Here is a 19,529-nt window from a genome sequence, read left to right on the forward strand (position 1 = left end):
GAGTCAGATTAGACTTGTGCTAGTTTTTAGTACGCCGATTGTAAAATTAAGCTAGACAACTAAAAAATCATTTGTGATACACTCAAATTGTATTTCCAACCAAAGAAAACAAGGAGAGTGATCACAAATGACCTATACACATCTTACTACAGACGAGCTAGTTTTGATAGAAGCTTATTACCATCAAAATAAAAAAGGAACATACGTTGCGAAACAATTGAAACGAGCAAAACAGACTATCTATAATGTTTACAAAGCTTTTGATGAGGGATTATCTGCACTAGATTACTATAAAAGATACAAAAATAATAAAAAGAATTGTGGCAGGCGTCCTATTTCTTTATCTGATAATGAAACAGAATACATTCAAAAGAAGGTTGTTCAAGGATGGACTCCAGATGTCATTATTGGTCGTGCTGAGTTTCCTATCTCATGTTCTATCAGTACTCTTTATAGATTATTTAAGCAAGGACTGTTTGATTTGACCGCATTACCTATGAAAGGTAAAAGGAAAGCGAATGGTTATAAAGAAAAAAGAGATAAACAAGCCTTTAAAAGAACCATCCATCAACGTAATAAGGACTATCAACTCTTTAATAATGAATTTGGTCACCTTGAAGGTGACACAATTGTTGGAAAAGATCATAAAAGTGCTGTTATCACACTCGTTGAAAGACTATCGAAAGTGATTATTACGTTAAAACCAATAGGCAGACGAGCAATAGATATCGAAAATAGTTTAAATAATTGGTTTAAAAAGTTTCCATGCCATCTATTTAAATCAATCACATTCGATTGTGGTAAAGAATTTTCTAATTGGAAATCAATCAGCAATCTAAATGATATTGATATTTATTTTGCCGATCCAGGAACACCATCACAACGTGGCTTAAATGAAAACTCTAATGGGTTATTACGTAAAGATGGATTACCTAAACAAATGGATTTCAACAAAGTTGAGGAATCTTTTATCCAATCTATCGCTTCTAAAAGAAATAATATTCCTAGAAAATCATTAAACTATAAAACACCATTGGAAGTATTTTTGAGTTATGTAGACAACGATATTTTGTCTAGCTTAATTTGACAAATGAAAGTATAAAATTCTTTTAAAAGAAAAATTAAAAAAGATTAACTTATCTTAGGGAGATGTTCATGAAATGTATATTAATAATTGAAGATGATAGTGAAATTAATCAACTATTACAAGAGTTGTTGACAAGTAACTATGAAGTAGAAGTAGCTTTCTCTGGAACAGAAGGTCTATTATTATTAGAAATAAAACAAATAGATTTAGTTATATTAGATATGATGTTGCCAGGTATGAATGGTGAAGATGTATTAAAAAAAATTAGAATAAATAATCAAGTTCCAGTTATTGTTCTAACAGCTTTGAATGACAAAAAATTAATTAGTGAGACATTACTCAATGGAGCAGATGATTATTTAACGAAGCCATTTGATGTGGATGAATTACTAGCTAGAGTTAATGTCCAGTTAAGAAAGAGTACTCAGACAATTATGGATAATAGTAAAAATATTTTCTATAAAAATATTGAGTTAGATGTAGACTCTTTTAAATTGAAGAGTAACGATAAACAGATTGATTTATCAAGAAAAGAAGCTGAAATATTAAAGTTGTTGTTTTTATTTCCAAATAAGGTTTATACAAAAGAGGATATTTATAATACAGTTTGGGATGAATTATACTTTGGTGATGAGAATACGATAAACGTGCATATTAGTAATTTACGAAAGAAAATAGCAAAATTGGATGCTGATAATACATACATTGACACAGTTTGGGGAATCGGTATAAAATTAGCGGATTAAGGAGAAGGAAATGATTTATGTTTTTATCTTAATAACTATAGTGATATTGGGATATTTAGTTTACATTCATGTCATATTATCAAGACTTACAAAACGTTTAAAATATATTAATTCTATCCAAACCAATTTGATTATTGAATTACCAACTAAAAACTCAGTATTTTTACGATTAATTACACAAATAAATAAAATGATTGAACAAAATAAACAGAATCACCAACAGCTTGTAGAAATTCAAACTCAATTTGATATGGCTATCAACAATATTTCCCATGATATAAGAACTCCTTTAACTGTAGCTAGTGGTTATACCCAAATTTTAGTGAAACAAGTAGATACCAAACAGAAGAATTTGGTAAAAAAGATTTCTACAAATTTAACTGATGTTGAAAAAAAGTTAGATGATTTACTGACATATAATCGTTTGATGGAAGATAGAGTTGAAGTTGAATTAGAGTCTGTTAACGTGTCTTCTTTAATAGAATCAAAGATAGTTACTTATTATGAAGCTTTTAAAAAGAAACAAATCGAATTAGATATTATAATCGAAAAAAATGTACATATGATTAGTGATAAAGACATACTTAGTCGTATTATAGACAATGCACTTGGCAATATATTAAATCATGGAATAGATAAGGGAACAGTTAATTTATCAAAGAATGGACAGGTTGTTAATCTAGTATTTTTTAATCATACTGATCAAGTTATTTCAAATTATGAGAAGTTGTTTGAACGATTTTATACTGAAGATTTATCAAGAGTTAATAAGAATTCAGGTTTGGGTTTATATATCATTAAAGAACTATCAACTCTTCTTGGAGGAACAACTGAAGTTAGTGGAAATAAAGAGTACTTTGAATTGTTAATAAGTTTACCATCTCATAAAAAAACATCTCTTTCCTAGTTGAAAAGAGATGTTTTTAGTTATAGTTCACTTTTATTGAATTGATAAATAGTTAACATAAGAAAAACCAAAATCGTACTAAGAGCTACCAAAATACTCTGATAAAGTTCATTAGACCTACTTAAGATAAATTCAGTATCTCCTAAAATATTTTGGAAGTCGAAGAGACTGACCCATTCGGCATTTTGGAACATAAAACTTAAAAGAGTTAAGATAATTGGTAGTATAATGGCTGTTAGAATCGATAACACATTATTTTTTGTTAAATATGTGACAAAACAACTGATAGTTAAAATAGTCATTATCATGATGAATTGAACACTAGCTGTCATGATCCAATTAAGTAGTTGTTTTTGATTAAAACCACTTCCTACACCATAAAAAAGAGTACCCGTTAAAAATGAAGCCATATAAATATAGAAAACTTGTAATAAAATCATAATAGCAAATGATATGTATTGAGATAAAAAGTATTTTGTTCTAGATACACCTACTGTTAAAATATTCTTGTATGTTTTCTTTGAAAAGTCATGACCAACAATAATCACTAACATTGGTAGCATGGCATATAAAAACATCGTCATCATGGATGTCACTGCTTGTACAGATATAATGCCGGTCCATTCCATAGCATATTGAGATTGAGAGGTTGTTTCTTGCGCAGCATCTCCAAGGTTCACACCTACTTGTCCAACGCTTTGACTGGCAATTGAAATAAATATAAAACCTATAATGAATAACTGTGACAACCAAAATCCTTTTGTCTTAAATAATCGATAGAAATCTGCTCTAAATGTTGCAATCATCTATTTGTCCTCCTTATTTGTTGAAACTGTACCATCCACTAAAGATTTAAAGTGATTTTCTAAATCAATTCCTGTTTTATAAATTCCATTAATCGCTATTTTTTCATTCATTAAAATTTGAATTAACTCTGATACACCGACTTCAGGTTCATAAATATTGATCTCTGAAGATGAAATGATTTTAAAATTATGTATTGAGTGCTCGTGTAATATTGGTGTCACCTTTGCTGTATCTGTTACTTGTAGTGTTATCATTGTTTGAGACATTTTCTCAAATTCCTCTTTAGTAATCTCTTCTACCAAAGTACCATTATTTAATATACCAAATCTGTTAGCCACATGATAAAGCTCGGTAAGAATATGACTTGATATAAGGATAGTGATGTTTAATTCGGTATTTAATTTTTTTAGTAATTCTCTAAATTCAACGATAGCTATTGGGTCAAGGCCGTTAATAGGCTCGTCTAAAATTAAAAAGTCTGGCTTACTTAATAGCGCAATGGCTATGCCTAATTTTTGTTTCATACCAAGAGAAAAGTGTTTAAATTTTTTCTTACCAACATCAGATAAGTCAACTAATTTTAAAGTATCCTCTATATCTTTTTCATCAACAACTCCTCGTAATTTACTATAATAAATTAGATTTTCTTTAGCACTGAGGTTATCATATGCAACAGGTGTTTCAATAACACTCCCTGTGCGTTTTAAAGAGTGAATAAAATCTTTATGTGTATGTGATCCAAATAATTGAATCGTTCCAGAGCTTTGTTTTGATAGGCTAGTAATAATTTTTAGTAGTGTGGTTTTACCTGCACCATTTTTTCCTATTAGGCCGTAGATATCTCCTTTTTTGATAGTTAAGTCTATATCATGTAGTACATTATATTGTTTAAATGATTTTGAAATATTTTTTAATTCTAGAATATTTTCCATGTTACGTGTCTCCTTTGTTTTTATTTATACGTTTAATATACTGTGTATTAATAAACGAAATCTTAAGTTAATTATTAATTAATTCTTAATTGTTTTAATTTACAATAGGCCTCAATTAAAAAAACATCAAATATGCAAAATCATGTTAAACTTAATCTAACAAAATAAAAATAGAGGTGAGTATGATGAAAAAATGGGTAGCATTATGGTCATTATCTTTAGTATTAGTTGGTTGTAGTCAAAATTCAAATAATGATGAGACGAAAATTAGTCAAACTAGTTCTAGTATAGAAGCTAGTCAATCAGCAACAAATCAAAGTTCAACGAAAGAGACATCCGAACAAAGGTCTACTACATCCAAAGAGAATACAGAAAAAGGGTTTGGCGAGTCTACTTTATCAAAAGAGATGTTTTATCAAACAGGCGTATTACAAAACATAAATCAGCAATTTTTAAATTGGGCAAGCGATAGAGCAAAGGTGGGTGGTATGGCTGTTACATCTGAGTTTTTTGATCACGGAGCAGCAGGTCGAGGAGATTGGTTTGCTATAACACCAGATGGACTAGCGATGGCACAAGATCTAGAAAATCCAGGCTATGATTTTTTCCCGCTTCATGTCGTAGGTGGTGTAACATTTTATTATTCGATAAATGGCACTCTTGGAGCCACAAATGAGCATCAACAAAGTTCATTTGCAGCTGGATTTAGTGAAGTAGCTGATACCACTAAACCAATTGTTAAGTATATTCTATGTGATAATGGTATGATTTATGAGTTAAAAAGTGATGTGTCATTATCAACTGGTTTTAATGAAGCAAGTGATGAAGGAACTATTCCAAGAAGTCAAATTAACGTAAAAGAGTTTAGTTATTCAGAAGATACGGATGCAATCAGTGAATTACAACGTATATTATCAATAGTAAATAAATAAAAATAAAACCTCTATGATTGATATTGCTCAATCATAGAGGTTTTTAAATTATTTAACGTAGTCTTCGGTTAATTCTAAGAAAGTATTAACGTCTTGAATCATCATATCAATTCCAGCTTGCCAGAATTCACTTGATGTTAAGTCAACACCTAAATGTTTTTGAGCTAATTCTTCGGTTGTCATTGACGCTGTATCACGTAATAAAGCGATATAGTCATCTTCAAATGATGTTCCTTGTTTTTGAGCGAAGGCATAAATACCTAAGCTGAACAGGTAACCAAATGTGTATGGGAAGTTGTAGAATGGCACATCATCAATATAGAAGTGCAGTTTACTTGCCCAGAAATGTGGATGATAAGAATTCAATGAATCACAGTAGCTTTCTTTTTGAGCAGCTACCATTAAATCAGTGATTTCTGTATCTGTTAAGACTTTTTCTTTGCGTTCAGTATAGAAATTATTTTCAAAAATGAAACGCGCGTGAATGTTCATAAACATCGCTGTGGCATTTTGCATTTTAATATCAAGTAAATTGATTTTTTCTTCTGTTGATTTAGCTTGTTTAAGTGTGGCGTCAGCGACAATTAGTTCGGCAAAAGTACTAGCAGTTTCTGCTACGTTCATTGCGTAATCTTGGCTAACTGATGGTAAATCCCACATCACGTGTGAATGGAAAGCATGTCCTAATTCATGGGCTAATGTAGAGACTTCGTTGATTGATTCACCATATGTCATGAAGATACGAGATTCTTCATTTTCTGGCAATCCAGTACAATAACCACCTGGACGTTTACCTGGTCTATCTTCTGCTTCAATCCAGCTTTTTTCAAAGGCCATTTTAGCAAAATCAGCCATCTTAGGACTAAATTTATTGAAGTTTTCAACAATGAAATTAGCTGCTTCATTGAATGTGTAACGTTTTTCTTCAAACTCACCTAAAATAACAGGTGCATCTTGATCTTGCCAATCCATTTTCTCTTTACCGAATAATTGTGCTTTACGAGTTAAGAAATCAACGAATGGTTGTTTGTTTTCAGCAATGGTTCCCCACATAGCGTCCAATGTTTCTTTTTTCATACGGTTATACTCTAATGGAATTTCCAAATGATCAGTGATACCGTGTAGTTTGTTATTTGTTAATCGGAATCCGTCTAAATGATTTAAGGTATCAGCAAAAAGTGGTGCATAATTTGCCCAAGTTTTTTCCCATGTATCAAACAAACGTTGTCTAACATCTTTATCAGCGTCCCCCATCATACGGTTAAAAGCTTGACCTGCTGAAAGATACGTTGTTTTACCATCTTCTTCAAATGGAAATTGGATGTTTGCTACGATTGTGTCGTAGTGAGAGCTCCAAGCATTGAATCCATCTGTTGATAATTGGTTAATAACTGATTCTTCATTTTCACTTAACAAGCGTTTGCTTTGTTCGCGAGCTTCTGTTAAATTAAAAGCCACGCCTTGTTTTTTGGCAAAGTCAGAATTAAGAAGTGTGTTCCAAGTATCAGTTGACAGGTTAGTTAGTTTCTTATTAAATAAGACATTCGCGTTTTTAAAACCTGTCAATTTAGTAAATAAACCAGCTAATACACTACCAGCTTTTTTATTGTTTACATCTGCAGATTGAATGGCGTTGACAAAACTAATTGTTTGACCAAATCCTTTGGATAGTTTTTCTTGAACAGTCATGATTGCCTCGAATGCTTTAAATTCAGGCGCATCTGTTTCTGGATTCCAGTCTGTGACAAGTGATTGGTATTCTGTAATCTCGTCATCTAGTAATAATAGGCGTTGTTCTAACTCTTTTGAGTCAATGCCTCCGTTAAAAATTGAATCTAAATCCCATGTTATTGAATATGTCATTTTATCTGACTCCTTTCATTATGGTTATATTATACCCTATACTATTAAAAAACAATGATAAAAAAGCAAAAAAATTTAAGATTGGAGAAGTTCATTATGAAAAGTAAATTAAGTCAACCTAAAGTTTATACTGCAATCGCGATTGTGATTATGGTTATTTTATTTTATAGTTCATCAAAAACCTATACAGAGCAAAGTTCTGTTCCGTTACTTCAAAAGTGGTTGCAAAGTGAGCCATTTGCGTCAAAACTTCAAGGAATAATGTTTAATTATGGTGGCAGTGAAGTCAGTATACGAGCAATGGGTTATTTTAAATTTGTTGAATTTTTTATCCGAAAAGCCGCTCATTTTTTTACATTTTTTATTCTAGGAGGAAGTTTGTTTTTAGTGTTACATTCTAAATTAAAGCAATCAATCTGGAGTTTGTTTTTTGCGTGGTTTAGTGCGACAGGTTATGCAGCGATGGATGAATTTCATCAAATGCTAACAGGTGATAGAACACCACTTTTTCAAGATGTGATGCTTGATAGTGTTGGGGCGTTAACAGCATGTGTGATGCTAGTGATTTATTTTGAATTTATTCGTAATAGGTCAAAGAAGGTTAGATAAAGGTCTCATTTTAGAACAACTTATGTTAAACTAAAGTTATGTGTTTTATATTATTTTAGAAAGAGGGGAATTGAAATGGCAGGACATTCAAAGTGGAATAACATTAAGAATAGAAAAGGAGCACAAGATGCTAAACGTGGTAAAGTGTTTCAAAAATTATCACGCGAGATTTATATGGCAGCAAAAAGTGGTGGTCCCGATCCGTCTTCTAACCCTTCACTAAGATTAGTATTAGATAAAGCAAGAACAGCCAATATGCCTAATGATAATATCCAGCGTGCAATCAAAAAAGCAACAAGTGCTGGCGAAGGTGAAAACTATGATGAAGTAGTATATGAAGGATATGGTCCAGCAGGTGTCGCCATTTTGGTTCATACTTTAACAGATAATCGTAATCGTACATCTACTAATGTGCGTGTGGCGTTTAATAAAAATGGTGGTTCTTTAGGAGAATCTGGTTCGGTAGCTTATATGTTTGATCGTAAAGGATATATTGTGATCGAGCGTGAGGGACTAGATGTGGATGAAGATACGATGACATTAAGTGTGCTTGAAGCAGGTGGAGACGACATCGAGGTGTCTGATGAAGTATTTGAAATCTATACTGATCCAAGTGAATTTACAGCGGTGCGAGATGCGTTAGAAAAAGATTACACATTAGCGCAAGCAGAATTAACAATGGTGCCACAAACATTGGTTGAATTGAGTGATAGTGACAAAGAAAAATTAGAAAAAATTGTTGATACGTTAGAAGATGATGATGACGTGTCAGAAGTCTTCACATCAGCTGACATGTAAATAAATAAATGACCAACTAGATAACGTCTAGTTGGTTTTTTTTGTGTTTTTTAGGTCAATTTCAAAAAAATCGCAAATATAAGTTATGAGAAAGGAAATGACAATGAAAAAACTTGCTATGACATTATTAGATTATGGTTTTTCCAATCAAATGAGTGATTTGTATGTCTTACCAAAGTCATCACATTATGAATTATCATTTAGGCACCACCATGACATTCATCGTTACAGTCAGCTCTCTCATAAGACGGCAGAGCAATTGATTTTATATTTTAAATATCTAGCTGGAATGGATATTGCAGAAAAACGAAAAGTACAGATGGGTGGAACGACAATAAAACGCAAACAAGGAAACGTCAGAATACGTTTATCTGTGGTAGGAGATTTTTTAAATAGGGAGACATTGGTGATTCGTTTTTTATACCCGATGTCTTCAAAGACGCTTCATTTCATCAACCCAAAACAGTTAGATAGTATTAACCAACAAGTCACGCGTAATGGCTTGTTTTTATTTTCTGGTCCAACTGGTTCTGGAAAGTCAACGACCATGCATACGTTGATGCAGCACCTGATTCATAAACAAAAGAAACACATTATTACGATTGAAGATCCTGTTGAAATTGAAGACAGTCATCTTATGCAATTTCAAGTGAATGAAAAGATTGGTCTGACATATCAAGAATTAATCAAAGTGTGTTTAAGACATCGTCCAGATTGTTTGATGATTGGTGAAATAAGAGACAGAGAAACAGCCCAGATGGCTATGCGAGCGGCTTTAACTGGACATTTAGTTTTTTCGACCATTCATGCAAAAAATAGGAAAGGAGTTGAAGCAAGATTAATCGAATTAGGGATTCCTAAAGAGGAAATCAATCAAAGTGTACAAGGAATTATCTATCAAGAGATGATTCCACTGACGACAAAAGGAAAATATGGTGTGCTATATGATATATCAGACAAAGAAAACGAAAACAGCTGGGAAAAAAGCTTGCAGAAAGCCTACTATGAAAAAAGAATTACACAAAAAACTTACCAAACCTACCAAAATTAAGGCTTTATCACGTCAAGAGCAATATGAATTTGTATACCTATTAGGGAACCTTTTAGAAAATGGCTTTAGTTTAGAACAAAGCATCAAATTTATGCGGACAATCTCTATCAAACAAGATAAACAATTTAAATACATTGAAAAGAAGTTGTTGAAAGGAGAGACGTTTGCTAATTGTTTGATGGGTGTGGGATTTTCTAAAGAACAATTAGCGCCAATCAAGTTTTCTGAAGTACATGGAGACTTAGTAGGAACGTTAAAGCGAATGTCCACCCAAATGAAAGAACGAGAAAAACAACGAAAAGACATGGTAAAAGTACTAAGTTATCCAGTGTTATTGTTGTTATTTTTATTTGCGATGATAGTTGGAATGAAGTGGTTTATTTTACCTCAATTATCTGATTTATCCCAAGACGATTCACAACCTAGTATGTTTACTTTATTGGATAATGGGCTGAGGTATGGTGGTATTGGATTGATTCTTATTTTTGCTAGTTGTTATTTGATAAATAAGCGATTAAACCGAGAATCACAAATCAAAAAATTACGCCTGTATTGTAAAATACCGCTTGTCGGAAAACTATTAACAAGTTATTACACATCACTATTTGCAACAGAATGGGGAAATTTATTATCCCAAGGAATGGAATTTAAAGAAGTCGTTTTAGTTATGCAACAAAAAGGCTATTCTGACTTGATGCAAGAAATGTCAAAAAAACTTAAAACAAAACTAGAAGCGGGTATTTTTATTGATGAGCCAATCAGTCAGTGGTCGTTCTTAAAACCAGAACTAACCTGGATTATTAGGCAAGGAGAAGTTCACGGAAAGTTAGGTCAAGAGCTAGTGGTATTTGGACAACGAGAGTGGGAAGTATTTATTGCCGAATGTGAGAAGAAAATTCAGTGGCTACAGCCAATCACATTTTTATTAATTGCTGTGCTGATTGTATCAGTTTATGGCTCTTTGTTATTGCCAATATACAGTGGAATGGGGGATTTCTATTGAATACGTTAAAGAAGTTAAGAAAAAAACATGATGGTTTTACGTTACTTGAAATGCTGATTGTGTTATTAGTTATTGCTGTTCTGATTATTTTGTTTGTACCAAATTTGACGAAACAACAAGCCGGTATTAACAAACAAGGAGATGAAGCGCTAGGTAAGGTCATCCAAACACAAACTGAAATGTACTATTTAGATCATTCTGAGCGACCAAAAGATTTAGATGAATTAGTTCAGGGAGGATATATTTCAAAAGAACAAAAAGACAAAGCCGAGAAAATAGGCATTGTGGTTGAATGATGAAGGTTTTACACTCTGGGAATGTTTATGTGTGTTACTTGTCATTAGTATTTTAGCTATCATGCCAATTTTAAAAATAGAGAAGTGGCGGGAAAAACAAACTGCTGCTTCTCAACTTATTTTGTTTGAACGATTGTATGAGAGAAGTCAGCATAGTGCCGTTGTTGAACAGGAACAGAGCAAAGTTAAAGCAATAAGTTCCTCACAGTGTCTCTTCTTTAGTTACACCTTTAAGGGAGAAAAAATAGAAGAGAAGATTGAAATAAAGAGGCCTTTATATATTCAAAAAGACAGTGAAGTAACGCTACAGAGTGGATCAGCTAGTCCAAGTGTTTTAGAAACCTTTGAGTTTTATGATGACTCAACTCAAACGAGCATTCGATATGTGGTTCAGTTAGGTAGTAGTAAGGTGTTTAAATATGTTGAGAAAAAATGATGGGTATTTATTATTAGAAAGTCTTTTAGCTATGCTTGCCTTAACAGTGGGAATCCTTTTTATGTGTGAAACCATCGTTTTTATCAGATATGAACAGGAGAAAAGCCAGAATGATTTAGAGTTAGCGATTTTTGCCAAAGAGTGGGAGTATGCTACCACACAAAAAGATAAGGAAGCCTTACGCCAAAAAGCAGAAAAAGAAAAAATAGTGATAATTGATGGGAGTGATCAACAGATTGTTTTAAAGAAAAATGGTCGCGTGTTAGATATCAGCAGAGATGGCTGACATCACAAAGTGGTTTTACACTGTTCGAGTGTCTTGTGGCACTTAGTTTAACGATGGGATTATTATTATTTGTGACACCATTTATCAAGCAGGTCAATGGCATATGGCAAGTACAAAAAGACGCATCTTATCTGGAAATACAGATTGGAAAACAACAATTAGAGTATGAAATAAAAGAACTGACACTTGTTGAGGTACAACCTAGTCAATTGATTTACAAAAAAAAAGGTCCAGATAAAGAGGATAAAATTATTTTTGACTTATACAAAGACACATTGAGGAAGCAACCTGGCTTTCATCCAATTATTGTAGGACTTAAAACAGCGAACTGTATTGAGCACGACCATGTTATTGAGATGAATTTAGAAACAGAAAAAGGGGATAGTTATGTTTACTTTTTACAAAAATAATGAAGGAGGGATAGCTATCCCTTTTTTGTGTTTATTGGCACTTTTTACGATTAGTACCTTATATTTGATTGATGATTACAAGCAAAAACAGTTGTTGATGAAACAAGCAACAGACTCTTATTTAGCAGATATACTTGAAGAAAAATCTCAAGCAGATATTTTAATAATGGAAAATAATGAAACCAAAATTGTCAATTATTCTGTGGGGCAAGTGACACTGGAGAAAAGCAGATTTGGTAGTTTAGTGAAATTAAAAATAGAACTTCATAGTGGTTTTAAACGACATGTTTTTGTAAATAATTAGTAAAGGCTATCATCAGACGAAAAAAACCCTATCATTTTCAGTTTGAATGCCTTGAAATATCCAAATTCTTTCGATAGAATAGGAAAGTAAGAGATTTGTGAATAAGACAAGGAAGAGGTGACACATTTGTCTCAAACGAATGTTGAGATAGGCTTTCAAGATTTGAATGAATCTGTGAAATTGCTACAGAAGACATTGGACACGTCTTTTTTTGATGCCTATGTTGAAAACGGTGAAAATTTATTGGATGGTGGCAGTGTTCGTGTGATTGATAATGTACCAAGTCAGTCAGAGGTGACACAACTTGAAACATATTATCAAGAATTATTAAATATGGACTTGTCAGTTGAAGAAAAACGAAAAATCACCCAGTTAACATTACTTAGTGGCTTAAAAGTGGAACCACTTCAAGCAAATCATCAACTAACACCAGATAGTATTGGTTTTTTATTTGTTTATATGATTGAACAACTAACCAAACATGAAAAAAGCAATATGGTTGTTGGGGACTTGTCAGTTGGTATGGGTAACTTACTCTATACAATTTTGAGTAATTTGGATTTAGCTGGTTACAAAGATATTCGAGGCGTTGGCGTTGATGCTGATGACTTGCTATTACAAGTAGCTGCAGTAAACAAGAATTGGTTAGGATTAGAGGTTGAATTATTTCACCAAGATTCTTTAGAGCCACTTCTTATCGAACCACTTGATGTGGCAATAGCTGATTTACCGATAGGTTATTATCCTAAAGACGAGGTAGCAAAAGACTTCATGACATCTTTTCCTACTGAACATAGTTATGCTCATCATTTAATCATGGAACAAAGCATGCGATATGTTAAAGAAGGAGGATTTGGTTTATTTTTATTACCAAATAATTTTTTGGAAACAGAGCAGGCGGATGTCCTAAAAAAATGGTTAGTGGAAGAAGTTTACTTACAAGGCATATTACAATTACCAAAAACTCTTTTTAGTCAAAAAAGTTTAGGAAAATCAATAGTCTTGGTTCAAAATAAAGGTGGAGAATCCTCGCAAGCAAAAGAAGTATTACTTGCAGAATTACCATCTTTGAAAGAAAATCAAAGTGTATTAAATTTTGTCAATCAGTTTCGTCAATGGTGCGAATCGAATATAAAATAGAGGAGAAAATAAAATGTCAAAAACAATCGCAATTAACGCTGGAAGTTCAAGTTTAAAATGGCAATTATATACAATGCCAGAAGAAACAGTAGTCGCTAAAGGAATCGTAGAAAGAATTGGTTTAAATGATTCAATCTTTACTATTAAATATGGCGAAGATGAAAAATATGAAGTAATCAAAGACATCGAAGATCATGAAATTGCTATTAACATGTTATTAGAACAATTAACAGCATTAAACATTATTGACTCATTTGATGAAATCACAGGAGCTGGACACCGTATTGTAGCTGGTGGGGAACATTTCAAAGAATCAGCTATTATTGATGATAAAGCACTTGCTTTAGTTGATGAATTAGCAGAATTTGCACCATTACATAACCCAGCAGAAGCAAAAGTTATCCGTGTATTCCAAAAATTATTACCAAACACATTAAACGTTGGAGTATTTGATACATCATTCCATACAACAATGCCAAAAGTAAATTACTTATACAGTATTCCAACTGAGTACTATGAAAAATATGGTGCTAGAAAATATGGTGCACATGGAACAAGTCATCGTTACGTTGCAGAACGTGCAGCTGATATGTTAGGTAAACCAATCGAAGAGTTAAAAATCATTACATGTCATTTAGGTAATGGCGCTTCTATTACAGCGGTTGAAGGTGGAAAATCAATCGATACATCAATGGGATTCACACCACTAGCAGGTGTTACAATGGGAACTCGTTCTGGTGATATTGATGCATCATTATTACAATACTTAATGGGTAAATTAGAATTAACTAACATTAAAGATATGATTGATATCTTAAACAAAAAATCTGGTTTATTAGGTTTATCAGGTATTTCAAGTGACATGCGTGACTTAGAAAACTCTGATACAGAAGCAGCAAAAGTTGCTTTAGAAATCTTTGAAGACCGTGTACGTAAATACATCGGTAGCTACGTTGCAACAATGAATGGTGTAGATGCGATTGTCTTTACAGCAGGAATTGGTGAAAACGCAGTAGATATCCGTAAAAACATTATTGATGGATTAAGCTTCTTCGGTTGTGAAATGGACGCTGAGAAAAACAGCGTTCGTGGAGAAGAACGCATTATTTCAACTGATGATTCAAAAGTAAAAGTATTATTAGTTCCAACTGATGAAGAATTAATGATTGCTAGAGACGTTGAAGCATTAAAAAAATAATTAGATAGATAAAAAGACGAGAGCCAAATGATTGGTTTCTCGTCTTTTTTTGATTTTTAAGGTTTATTTTATTGTTTGTTATCCACGTCGGTGCGAACGACTAAAACATCACTTTTGGCATGAACAGAAACATAGCTAGAGACAGAACCTAATAAAATTCGCTCCATTGTATTTAATCCAGTTGCACCTAACATAATTAAATCAATTCCTAATTCTTTTGGTAAATCTTCAGATAGAACGATTTTAGGTACACCAATACAAATCACTGTTTCTACTTTGTCAAACTTGTGCTCATGAGCGTACTCAATATATTGTTTCAAGGCTTCATCAGCCTCTTTTTTAGCATTTGTTGCAAGTGTCTCGTCATAAGATGAAACAGTTTCAAATGCGCGCATATCAACAATATGAGCGATATAAAGGGTGGCATCGTTTCGTTTGGCTACATGCACTGCTTTTTTTAGTGCACGTTCTGATTCTTTTGATCCATCCATTGCGACCAATATTTTTTTGTATTCTTTTTGCATGATAATCCATACTCCCCTTAGTGAATATTTTGAGATAATATTATACTAAATCCAGCCGATACGCAAAGTACAATAATGATGAAAACTAAGCTAGTTAACTTTGTTGCAAAAAATAACCCAATAACTATACCAATAATCGCTAATACAAGAAGTGATACTGAAAAAGCTTTTAATGTGGGTTGATTTTTTTTAGTAAAAACGACTAACAAAGCCTCTTGCTTTTTTGATAAAAAATAACTAATAACACATAAAATAAAAGCAAAAACTAATAGAATAATTTTATACAACGTATCACAACCTTTTCTTTTTAAACGCACAAAAAAATATCCGTCGATGCCGTTTTGTATCCCTGATGGTTGAACCCGCTAAAAAATGCAGGTGGGAATCGCTGTAAATACCTCAAACTACCAAATGAAAAGGCCTGTTTTTAATAAATACTCGTTGATTCCCAAAGTAAAACGATTTGTTCGGTCAACACTAATGGGGATACTGCGTACATCACAGATATCTTAGTTATATAATAGCACAGGAGTTAAGATTCTTCAATTGTTAGGACTGGCCTTTCTTTTGTGATGTTAGCCATTCCCACTGTTTTCCTAAAGCTATTTCGTATTTTCCAGTTTTTACGGGTTCGTAATAAGAGGTATTTTTAATTTTATTTGGCAAGTACTGTTGTTTGACCCAATGGTTATCAAAACTGTGTGGGTATTTGTAATCGACTCCACGATTTAATTTTTCAGCACCTTTGTAATGTGAATCTTTCAAATGATTAGGAACGTCTCCTGTATTTCCTTGTCTAATGTCACTTAAGGCATTGTCAATCGCGACGATACTTGAATTTGATTTTGGTGATAAACACAAATCAATGACAGCATTGGCTAAAGGAATACGTGCTTCAGGAAAGCCTAATTTTTCAGCTGCTTGAACAGCCGAAACAGTTCTTGCACAAGCTCCAGGATTAGCTAGACCAATGTCTTCATACGCAATCACCATCAGTCGTCTGCAAATCGACATCATATCCCCAGCTTCAACGAGTCTTGCCATATAATGCAAGGCAGCATCGACATCACTTCCACGAATACTTTTTTGAAACGCAGAAATCACATCATAATGCGCATCGCCGTCTTTGTCATGGGTAAGTGATTTTCGTTGCACACATTCTTCTATGATATCTAAAGTAATGATAATCTTTCCATGATCATCAGGTTTAGTTGATTTGACAGCAAGTTCTAAACCATTTAGTGCACTTCTTAAATCACCATTTGTTGCTCGTGTTAAATGAGTCAGGGCTTTATCAGTGACCGTCACATCCAACTCACCTAAACCATCTTGACTGTCAGTTAACGCTCTTTCAATCGCTTGTTTGATATCTTCTTCATTGAGCGGTTTGACTTCAAAAATCTGCGTTCGACTTCGAATCGCTGGGTTAATTGAAATATAAGGATTTTCAGTTGTCGCACCAATCAAAATAACCCGACCGTTTTCTAAATGAGGCAATAAAAAATCTTGTTTTGGTTTATCAAGGCGATGGACTTCATCTAGTAATAAGATAAGGGTGCCACTCATTTTTGCTTCTTCCACAACAATTTGTAAATCTTTTTTACTATCTGTTGCAGCATTCAACATACGAAAAGCATAGTGAGTTGACCCTGCAATCGCACTAGCAATACTTGTTTTTCCAGTTCCAGGTGGACCATATAAAATCATAGAGGATAATTGTTTAGCATCAACCATGCGGCGAATGATTTTTCCTTCACCAACTAAATGGGTTTGGCCAACTACATCATCAATCGTTTTTGGTCTCATACGATAAGCGAGAGGTTTATTCATCTGTCTTCCCCCTTTAATAAACTCATTATAACATAGGATTAGTAATGACAAATGCTAGCAACTTTTGTATGATAGGAGAGACAATACAAAGAAAGTGTAAGTGTGTGAAAAAATGAAAGACAATATGTTAACAGAATTAGAAAAACAACTTGAAAAATCTTTAGGAGACTTTGATTTTGCGATTGATTGGGATGTCAAACAACATCGTATAGAAGTATCTGTTTTGCTATTTGCTGAAAATAAATTAAATGATGTCATTGAAGATGAAGAAGGAACGCAATCTGAAGAAGAAGTGATAGAATTTGAAGATAGTTTAATATTATATGCTGATGATAAAGAAGTTCCTGATGAATTAGAATATTTAACTGTGATTCCATTTAATCGTAAAAAAGGAATGATAAAAGGAGATATCACAGCGTTAGCAAACTATTTAGCAGAAGTATTAGTTAATGGACAAGGTGATTTACTAGATTTCTTAAATGATGAAACCATCGAAACGTTTGAGTTAGTATGGGACGATGCGGCGTTTGAAGAGATGAAAAAAAATAATAACGAGACAGCTATGGTAGCTTATCCAAAGTATTAAAAGGGAGATTAGACAATGAAGTGGAATCAATTATCTGTTATTACTTCCAGTGAGGCAGTAGAAGCAGTATCAAGTATTTTAATGGAAGCAGGAGCTAACGGGGTAGCTATTGAGGACTCAATGGACCTAGTGAATTTTGAGAGTGACCCTTTTGGAGAGATTTTAGATAAAGATACGTTTTCTCATCGAAAAGAGGGGGCAGAAGTGATTGCTTATTTCCCAGAAACATTATTTTTACCAGAAATTATTCCTAGTATTCAACTAAAAGTAGAAGAACTTTCGACATTCGGTTTAGACATTGGTGAACATAGCATCACTGCTTCTGAAGTAGAAGAAAGTGACTGGGCAACTGCTTGGAAAAAATATTATCACCCGGTCAATATTAGCCGTTATTTAACGATTGTACCTGAATGGCAAGAATATACACCAAACAATCCTGATGAGCATATCATTTATCTTGATCCAGGCATGGCATTTGGAACAGGCACACATCCAACCACACGTTTGACGTTACAAGCACTTGAGGTGACATTACGTGGTGGAGAGACAGTGCTAGATGTGGGAACAGGTTCTGGCGTATTAAGTATTGCGAGTAAATTTTTAGGAGCAGAAGACGTGTTTGCTTATGATTTAGACGAGGTTGCGGTTAATTCCGCAAAAGAAAATATGGCATTAAATCCTATCGCAAAAGACGTACATGTTTCAGCTAATGACTTATTAAATGGTGTAGATAAAAAAGCAGACGTCATTGTGGCGAATATTCTGGCTGACATTATTGTACTGATGTTAAAAGACGCACATCGTTGCCTGAAAGATGACGGAACACTGATTATTTCAGGAATTATCGAAGACAAAGTCCCAATGATTTTAGAAGAATTAGAAAAAGAATCATTTGTTGTGGATCAATTATTCAAACAAAAAGATTGGTATGCTATCATTGTTAAAAAACAATTGGAGGATTAAACATGCAACGTTATTTTTTGCCATATGATTATGACGAACAAGCAACGTTTGAATTAAGAGACAGCGATTTTCATCATGCGAGAAATGTGATGCGTATGACAGTAGATGATGAATGCTTTTTAGTCTTTCAAAACCAAGTGGCCATTAAAGCAAGCATTGTGTCCATAGAAGAGTCTGCGATTATATTTAGTGAAGTCTCAAAAGAAGAGATGCAAAAAGAGATGCCAGTCAATGTGACGATCGCTTGTGGGTATACTAAAGGCGATAAACTAGAATTAGTCGCACAAAAAGGCACAGAGCTTGGCATGCATGAATTGATTGGTTTTCCTTCAAAAACGTCTGTCGTCAAATGGGATGAGAAAAAACGAGTTAAGAAAACGCAACGATTGGAAAAAATCGTAAAAGAGGCATCTGAACAATCTCACAGGCAAGTTGTACCCAATATCCAACTATATAGTTCTTTTAAAGAATTATTAGAAAAAGCAAAGGACTTCACGTATTGTTTAGTGGCTTATGAAGAGTCTAGTAAGCAAGGTGAGAAAAGCCAGTTTGTTACCACGTTATCAGCTTGTAAACCTGGTGAGTCTTTACTCATTATTTTTGGTCCAGAAGGTGGTTTAACACCAGATGAGATTAAGGTATTAGAAGAGTATGACGTGAAAAGTTGTGCGTTAGGGCCACGTATTTTACGAGCTGAAACAGCACCACTTTACGCGTTATCAGCTACGAGTTATCAATGGGAATTATGTGGAAAATAAACAAATAAAAAAATCACGATAAATTGAAAATAATGAATTAAGTACGTTATAATAAGAGTAATA

24 protein-coding genes and 1 other RNA gene are annotated in these 19,529 nt (G+C 33.3%); 18 read left to right on the forward strand and 7 right to left on the reverse strand.

The features are described 5' to 3' along the window. Positions 1–127 precede the first annotated feature (127 nt). The 3 genes from BW731_RS07660 (at position 128) to BW731_RS07670 (ending at position 2,740) form a co-directional block, all read left to right on the forward strand. Positions 128–1,087, forward strand: a complete 960-nt coding sequence (locus BW731_RS07660; protein WP_079347066.1) for an IS30 family transposase — start codon at positions 128–130, stop codon at positions 1,085–1,087. Positions 1,088–1,155: 68 nt separating this feature from the next. Further along, positions 1,156–1,833, forward strand: coding sequence for a response regulator transcription factor (locus BW731_RS07665; RefSeq protein WP_079347068.1), 678 nt, complete (start codon positions 1,156–1,158; stop codon positions 1,831–1,833). A 10-nt stretch (positions 1,834–1,843) separates the two neighbouring features. Then, the gene (locus tag BW731_RS07670; protein ID WP_079347070.1) at positions 1,844–2,740 is read left to right on the forward strand and encodes a sensor histidine kinase; all 897 of its coding nucleotides are present in this window, start codon (positions 1,844–1,846) and stop codon (positions 2,738–2,740) included. A gap of 20 nt (positions 2,741–2,760) precedes the next feature. On the opposite strand, the gene BW731_RS07675 is transcribed toward BW731_RS07670, so the two are convergent. Next, entirely contained in the window at positions 2,761–3,546 is a 786-nt protein-coding gene (locus BW731_RS07675; RefSeq protein ID WP_079347072.1) for an ABC transporter permease, read from the reverse strand. After that, entirely contained in the window at positions 3,547–4,479 is a 933-nt protein-coding gene (locus BW731_RS07680) for an ABC transporter ATP-binding protein (RefSeq protein WP_079347074.1), read from the reverse strand. Between the two features lie 182 nt (positions 4,480–4,661). Here BW731_RS07680 and BW731_RS07685 point away from each other — a divergent pair, with 182 nt between their 5' ends. Then, the gene (locus BW731_RS07685; RefSeq protein ID WP_143592756.1) at positions 4,662–5,411 is read left to right on the forward strand and encodes a hypothetical protein; all 750 of its coding nucleotides are present in this window, start codon (positions 4,662–4,664) and stop codon (positions 5,409–5,411) included. A gap of 48 nt (positions 5,412–5,459) precedes the next feature. Here the strand turns inward: BW731_RS07685 and BW731_RS07690 are convergent, their stop codons facing one another. After that, entirely contained in the window at positions 5,460–7,274 is a 1,815-nt protein-coding gene (locus BW731_RS07690) for a M3 family oligoendopeptidase (RefSeq protein ID WP_079347078.1), read from the reverse strand. A gap of 96 nt (positions 7,275–7,370) precedes the next feature. Here BW731_RS07690 and BW731_RS07695 point away from each other — a divergent pair, with 96 nt between their 5' ends. From BW731_RS07695 to BW731_RS07745, 11 genes are all read left to right on the forward strand, one after another. Then, positions 7,371–7,883: a VanZ family protein gene (locus BW731_RS07695; RefSeq protein WP_079347080.1), complete on the forward strand. Its 513-nt coding sequence runs from the start codon at positions 7,371–7,373 to the stop codon at positions 7,881–7,883. Positions 7,884–7,958: 75 nt separating this feature from the next. Beyond that, positions 7,959–8,681 carry a YebC/PmpR family DNA-binding transcriptional regulator gene (locus BW731_RS07700; RefSeq protein WP_079347082.1) on the forward strand — a complete coding sequence of 241 codons (723 nt, stop codon included), beginning with the start codon at positions 7,959–7,961 and terminating at the stop codon, positions 8,679–8,681. A gap of 97 nt (positions 8,682–8,778) precedes the next feature. Beyond that, entirely contained in the window at positions 8,779–9,732 is a 954-nt protein-coding gene (gene comGA, locus BW731_RS07705) for a competence type IV pilus ATPase ComGA (RefSeq protein WP_158080180.1), read from the forward strand. Then, positions 9,686–10,735, forward strand: a complete 1,050-nt coding sequence (comGB, locus tag BW731_RS07710) for a competence type IV pilus assembly protein ComGB (RefSeq protein WP_158080181.1) — start codon at positions 9,686–9,688, stop codon at positions 10,733–10,735. The genes comGA and comGB overlap by 47 nt, the downstream gene beginning before the upstream one ends. Before the next feature lie 50 nt (positions 10,736–10,785). Beyond that, entirely contained in the window at positions 10,786–11,031 is a 246-nt protein-coding gene (gene comGC / locus BW731_RS07715; RefSeq protein ID WP_079348591.1) for a competence type IV pilus major pilin ComGC, read from the forward strand. Beyond that, positions 11,024–11,467 (forward strand): type II secretion system protein, encoded by a 444-nt coding sequence (locus tag BW731_RS07720; protein ID WP_158080182.1) that lies wholly within the window; start codon positions 11,024–11,026, stop codon positions 11,465–11,467. Before comGC ends, BW731_RS07720 begins: the two co-directional genes overlap by 8 nt. Next, complete coding sequence (locus BW731_RS07725) at positions 11,451–11,753, forward strand: hypothetical protein (RefSeq protein WP_079347088.1); 303 nt, start codon at positions 11,451–11,453, stop codon at positions 11,751–11,753. The genes BW731_RS07720 and BW731_RS07725 overlap by 17 nt, the downstream gene beginning before the upstream one ends. A 35-nt stretch (positions 11,754–11,788) precedes the next feature. Beyond that, entirely contained in the window at positions 11,789–12,163 is a 375-nt protein-coding gene (locus tag BW731_RS07730) for a ComGF family competence protein (protein WP_079347090.1), read from the forward strand. Next, entirely contained in the window at positions 12,141–12,467 is a 327-nt protein-coding gene (locus BW731_RS07735; RefSeq protein WP_079347092.1) for a hypothetical protein, read from the forward strand. The genes BW731_RS07730 and BW731_RS07735 overlap by 23 nt, the downstream gene beginning before the upstream one ends. A 126-nt stretch (positions 12,468–12,593) precedes the next feature. Further along, positions 12,594–13,607, forward strand: a complete 1,014-nt coding sequence (locus BW731_RS07740) for a class I SAM-dependent methyltransferase (protein ID WP_079347094.1) — start codon at positions 12,594–12,596, stop codon at positions 13,605–13,607. Positions 13,608–13,620: 13 nt separating this feature from the next. Then, positions 13,621–14,805 (forward strand): acetate/propionate family kinase, encoded by a 1,185-nt coding sequence (locus BW731_RS07745; RefSeq protein WP_079347096.1) that lies wholly within the window; start codon positions 13,621–13,623, stop codon positions 14,803–14,805. A 68-nt stretch (positions 14,806–14,873) separates the two neighbouring features. On the opposite strand, the gene BW731_RS07750 is transcribed toward BW731_RS07745, so the two are convergent. From BW731_RS07750 to BW731_RS07760, 4 genes are all read right to left on the reverse strand, one after another. Beyond that, complete coding sequence (locus BW731_RS07750) at positions 14,874–15,329, reverse strand: universal stress protein (protein ID WP_079347098.1); 456 nt, start codon at positions 15,327–15,329, stop codon at positions 14,874–14,876. Between the two features lie 17 nt (positions 15,330–15,346). Then, the gene (locus BW731_RS12535; RefSeq protein WP_143592758.1) at positions 15,347–15,646 is read right to left on the reverse strand and encodes a hypothetical protein; all 300 of its coding nucleotides are present in this window, start codon (positions 15,644–15,646) and stop codon (positions 15,347–15,349) included. Positions 15,647–15,649: 3 nt separating this feature from the next. After that, positions 15,650–15,839: non-coding RNA, 6S RNA (gene ssrS / locus BW731_RS07755), on the reverse strand. A gap of 39 nt (positions 15,840–15,878) precedes the next feature. Next, positions 15,879–17,159 (reverse strand): replication-associated recombination protein A, encoded by a 1,281-nt coding sequence (locus tag BW731_RS07760; RefSeq protein WP_079347100.1) that lies wholly within the window; start codon positions 17,157–17,159, stop codon positions 15,879–15,881. A gap of 112 nt (positions 17,160–17,271) precedes the next feature. Between BW731_RS07760 and BW731_RS07765 the strand changes: the two genes are divergently transcribed. From BW731_RS07765 to BW731_RS07775, 3 genes are read left to right on the forward strand one after another with little or no spacing between them, the layout of a single operon-like run. Beyond that, positions 17,272–17,745, forward strand: a complete 474-nt coding sequence (locus tag BW731_RS07765; protein WP_233120450.1) for a DUF3013 family protein — start codon at positions 17,272–17,274, stop codon at positions 17,743–17,745. A gap of 15 nt (positions 17,746–17,760) precedes the next feature. Next, positions 17,761–18,708 carry a 50S ribosomal protein L11 methyltransferase gene (gene prmA, locus BW731_RS07770; protein WP_079347102.1) on the forward strand — a complete coding sequence of 316 codons (948 nt, stop codon included), beginning with the start codon at positions 17,761–17,763 and terminating at the stop codon, positions 18,706–18,708. Between the two features lie 2 nt (positions 18,709–18,710). Further along, positions 18,711–19,466, forward strand: coding sequence for a 16S rRNA (uracil(1498)-N(3))-methyltransferase (locus BW731_RS07775; RefSeq protein ID WP_079347104.1), 756 nt, complete (start codon positions 18,711–18,713; stop codon positions 19,464–19,466). Positions 19,467–19,529: the final 63 nt, after the last annotated feature.

This window comes from Vagococcus martis, assembly GCF_002026305.1.
Taxonomy (GTDB): Bacteria; Bacillota; Bacilli; order Lactobacillales; family Vagococcaceae; genus Vagococcus; species Vagococcus martis.

Bases quoted from the DNA above. Each gene is read 5' to 3' on its own strand.
- BW731_RS07725 (WP_079347088.1), top strand. From the start codon at position 11,451: ATGTTGAGAAAAAATGATGGGTATTTATTATTAGAAAGTCTTTTAGCT.
- BW731_RS07735 (WP_079347092.1), top strand. From the start codon at position 12,141: ATGTTTACTTTTTACAAAAATAATGAAGGAGGGATAGCTATCCCTTTT.
- BW731_RS07695 (WP_079347080.1), top strand. From the start codon at position 7,371: ATGAAAAGTAAATTAAGTCAACCTAAAGTTTATACTGCAATCGCGATT.
- prmA (WP_079347102.1), top strand. From the start codon at position 17,761: ATGAAGTGGAATCAATTATCTGTTATTACTTCCAGTGAGGCAGTAGAA.
- comGB (WP_158080181.1), top strand. From the start codon at position 9,686: ATGAAAAAAGAATTACACAAAAAACTTACCAAACCTACCAAAATTAAG.
- BW731_RS07685 (WP_143592756.1), top strand. From the start codon at position 4,662: ATGATGAAAAAATGGGTAGCATTATGGTCATTATCTTTAGTATTAGTT.
- BW731_RS07750 (WP_079347098.1), bottom strand. From the start codon at position 15,329: ATGCAAAAAGAATACAAAAAAATATTGGTCGCAATGGATGGATCAAAA.
- BW731_RS07670 (WP_079347070.1), top strand. From the start codon at position 1,844: ATGATTTATGTTTTTATCTTAATAACTATAGTGATATTGGGATATTTA.
- BW731_RS07775 (WP_079347104.1), top strand. From the start codon at position 18,711: ATGCAACGTTATTTTTTGCCATATGATTATGACGAACAAGCAACGTTT.
- BW731_RS07745 (WP_079347096.1), top strand. From the start codon at position 13,621: ATGTCAAAAACAATCGCAATTAACGCTGGAAGTTCAAGTTTAAAATGG.
- BW731_RS07765 (WP_233120450.1), top strand. From the start codon at position 17,272: ATGAAAGACAATATGTTAACAGAATTAGAAAAACAACTTGAAAAATCT.
- BW731_RS07680 (WP_079347074.1), bottom strand. From the start codon at position 4,479: ATGGAAAATATTCTAGAATTAAAAAATATTTCAAAATCATTTAAACAA.
- BW731_RS07675 (WP_079347072.1), bottom strand. From the start codon at position 3,546: ATGATTGCAACATTTAGAGCAGATTTCTATCGATTATTTAAGACAAAA.
- comGA (WP_158080180.1), top strand. From the start codon at position 8,779: ATGACAATGAAAAAACTTGCTATGACATTATTAGATTATGGTTTTTCC.
- BW731_RS07760 (WP_079347100.1), bottom strand. From the start codon at position 17,159: ATGAATAAACCTCTCGCTTATCGTATGAGACCAAAAACGATTGATGAT.
- BW731_RS07665 (WP_079347068.1), top strand. From the start codon at position 1,156: ATGAAATGTATATTAATAATTGAAGATGATAGTGAAATTAATCAACTA.
- BW731_RS07660 (WP_079347066.1), top strand. From the start codon at position 128: ATGACCTATACACATCTTACTACAGACGAGCTAGTTTTGATAGAAGCT.
- BW731_RS07700 (WP_079347082.1), top strand. From the start codon at position 7,959: ATGGCAGGACATTCAAAGTGGAATAACATTAAGAATAGAAAAGGAGCA.
- comGC (WP_079348591.1), top strand. From the start codon at position 10,786: ATGCTGATTGTGTTATTAGTTATTGCTGTTCTGATTATTTTGTTTGTA.
- BW731_RS07690 (WP_079347078.1), bottom strand. From the start codon at position 7,274: ATGACATATTCAATAACATGGGATTTAGATTCAATTTTTAACGGAGGC.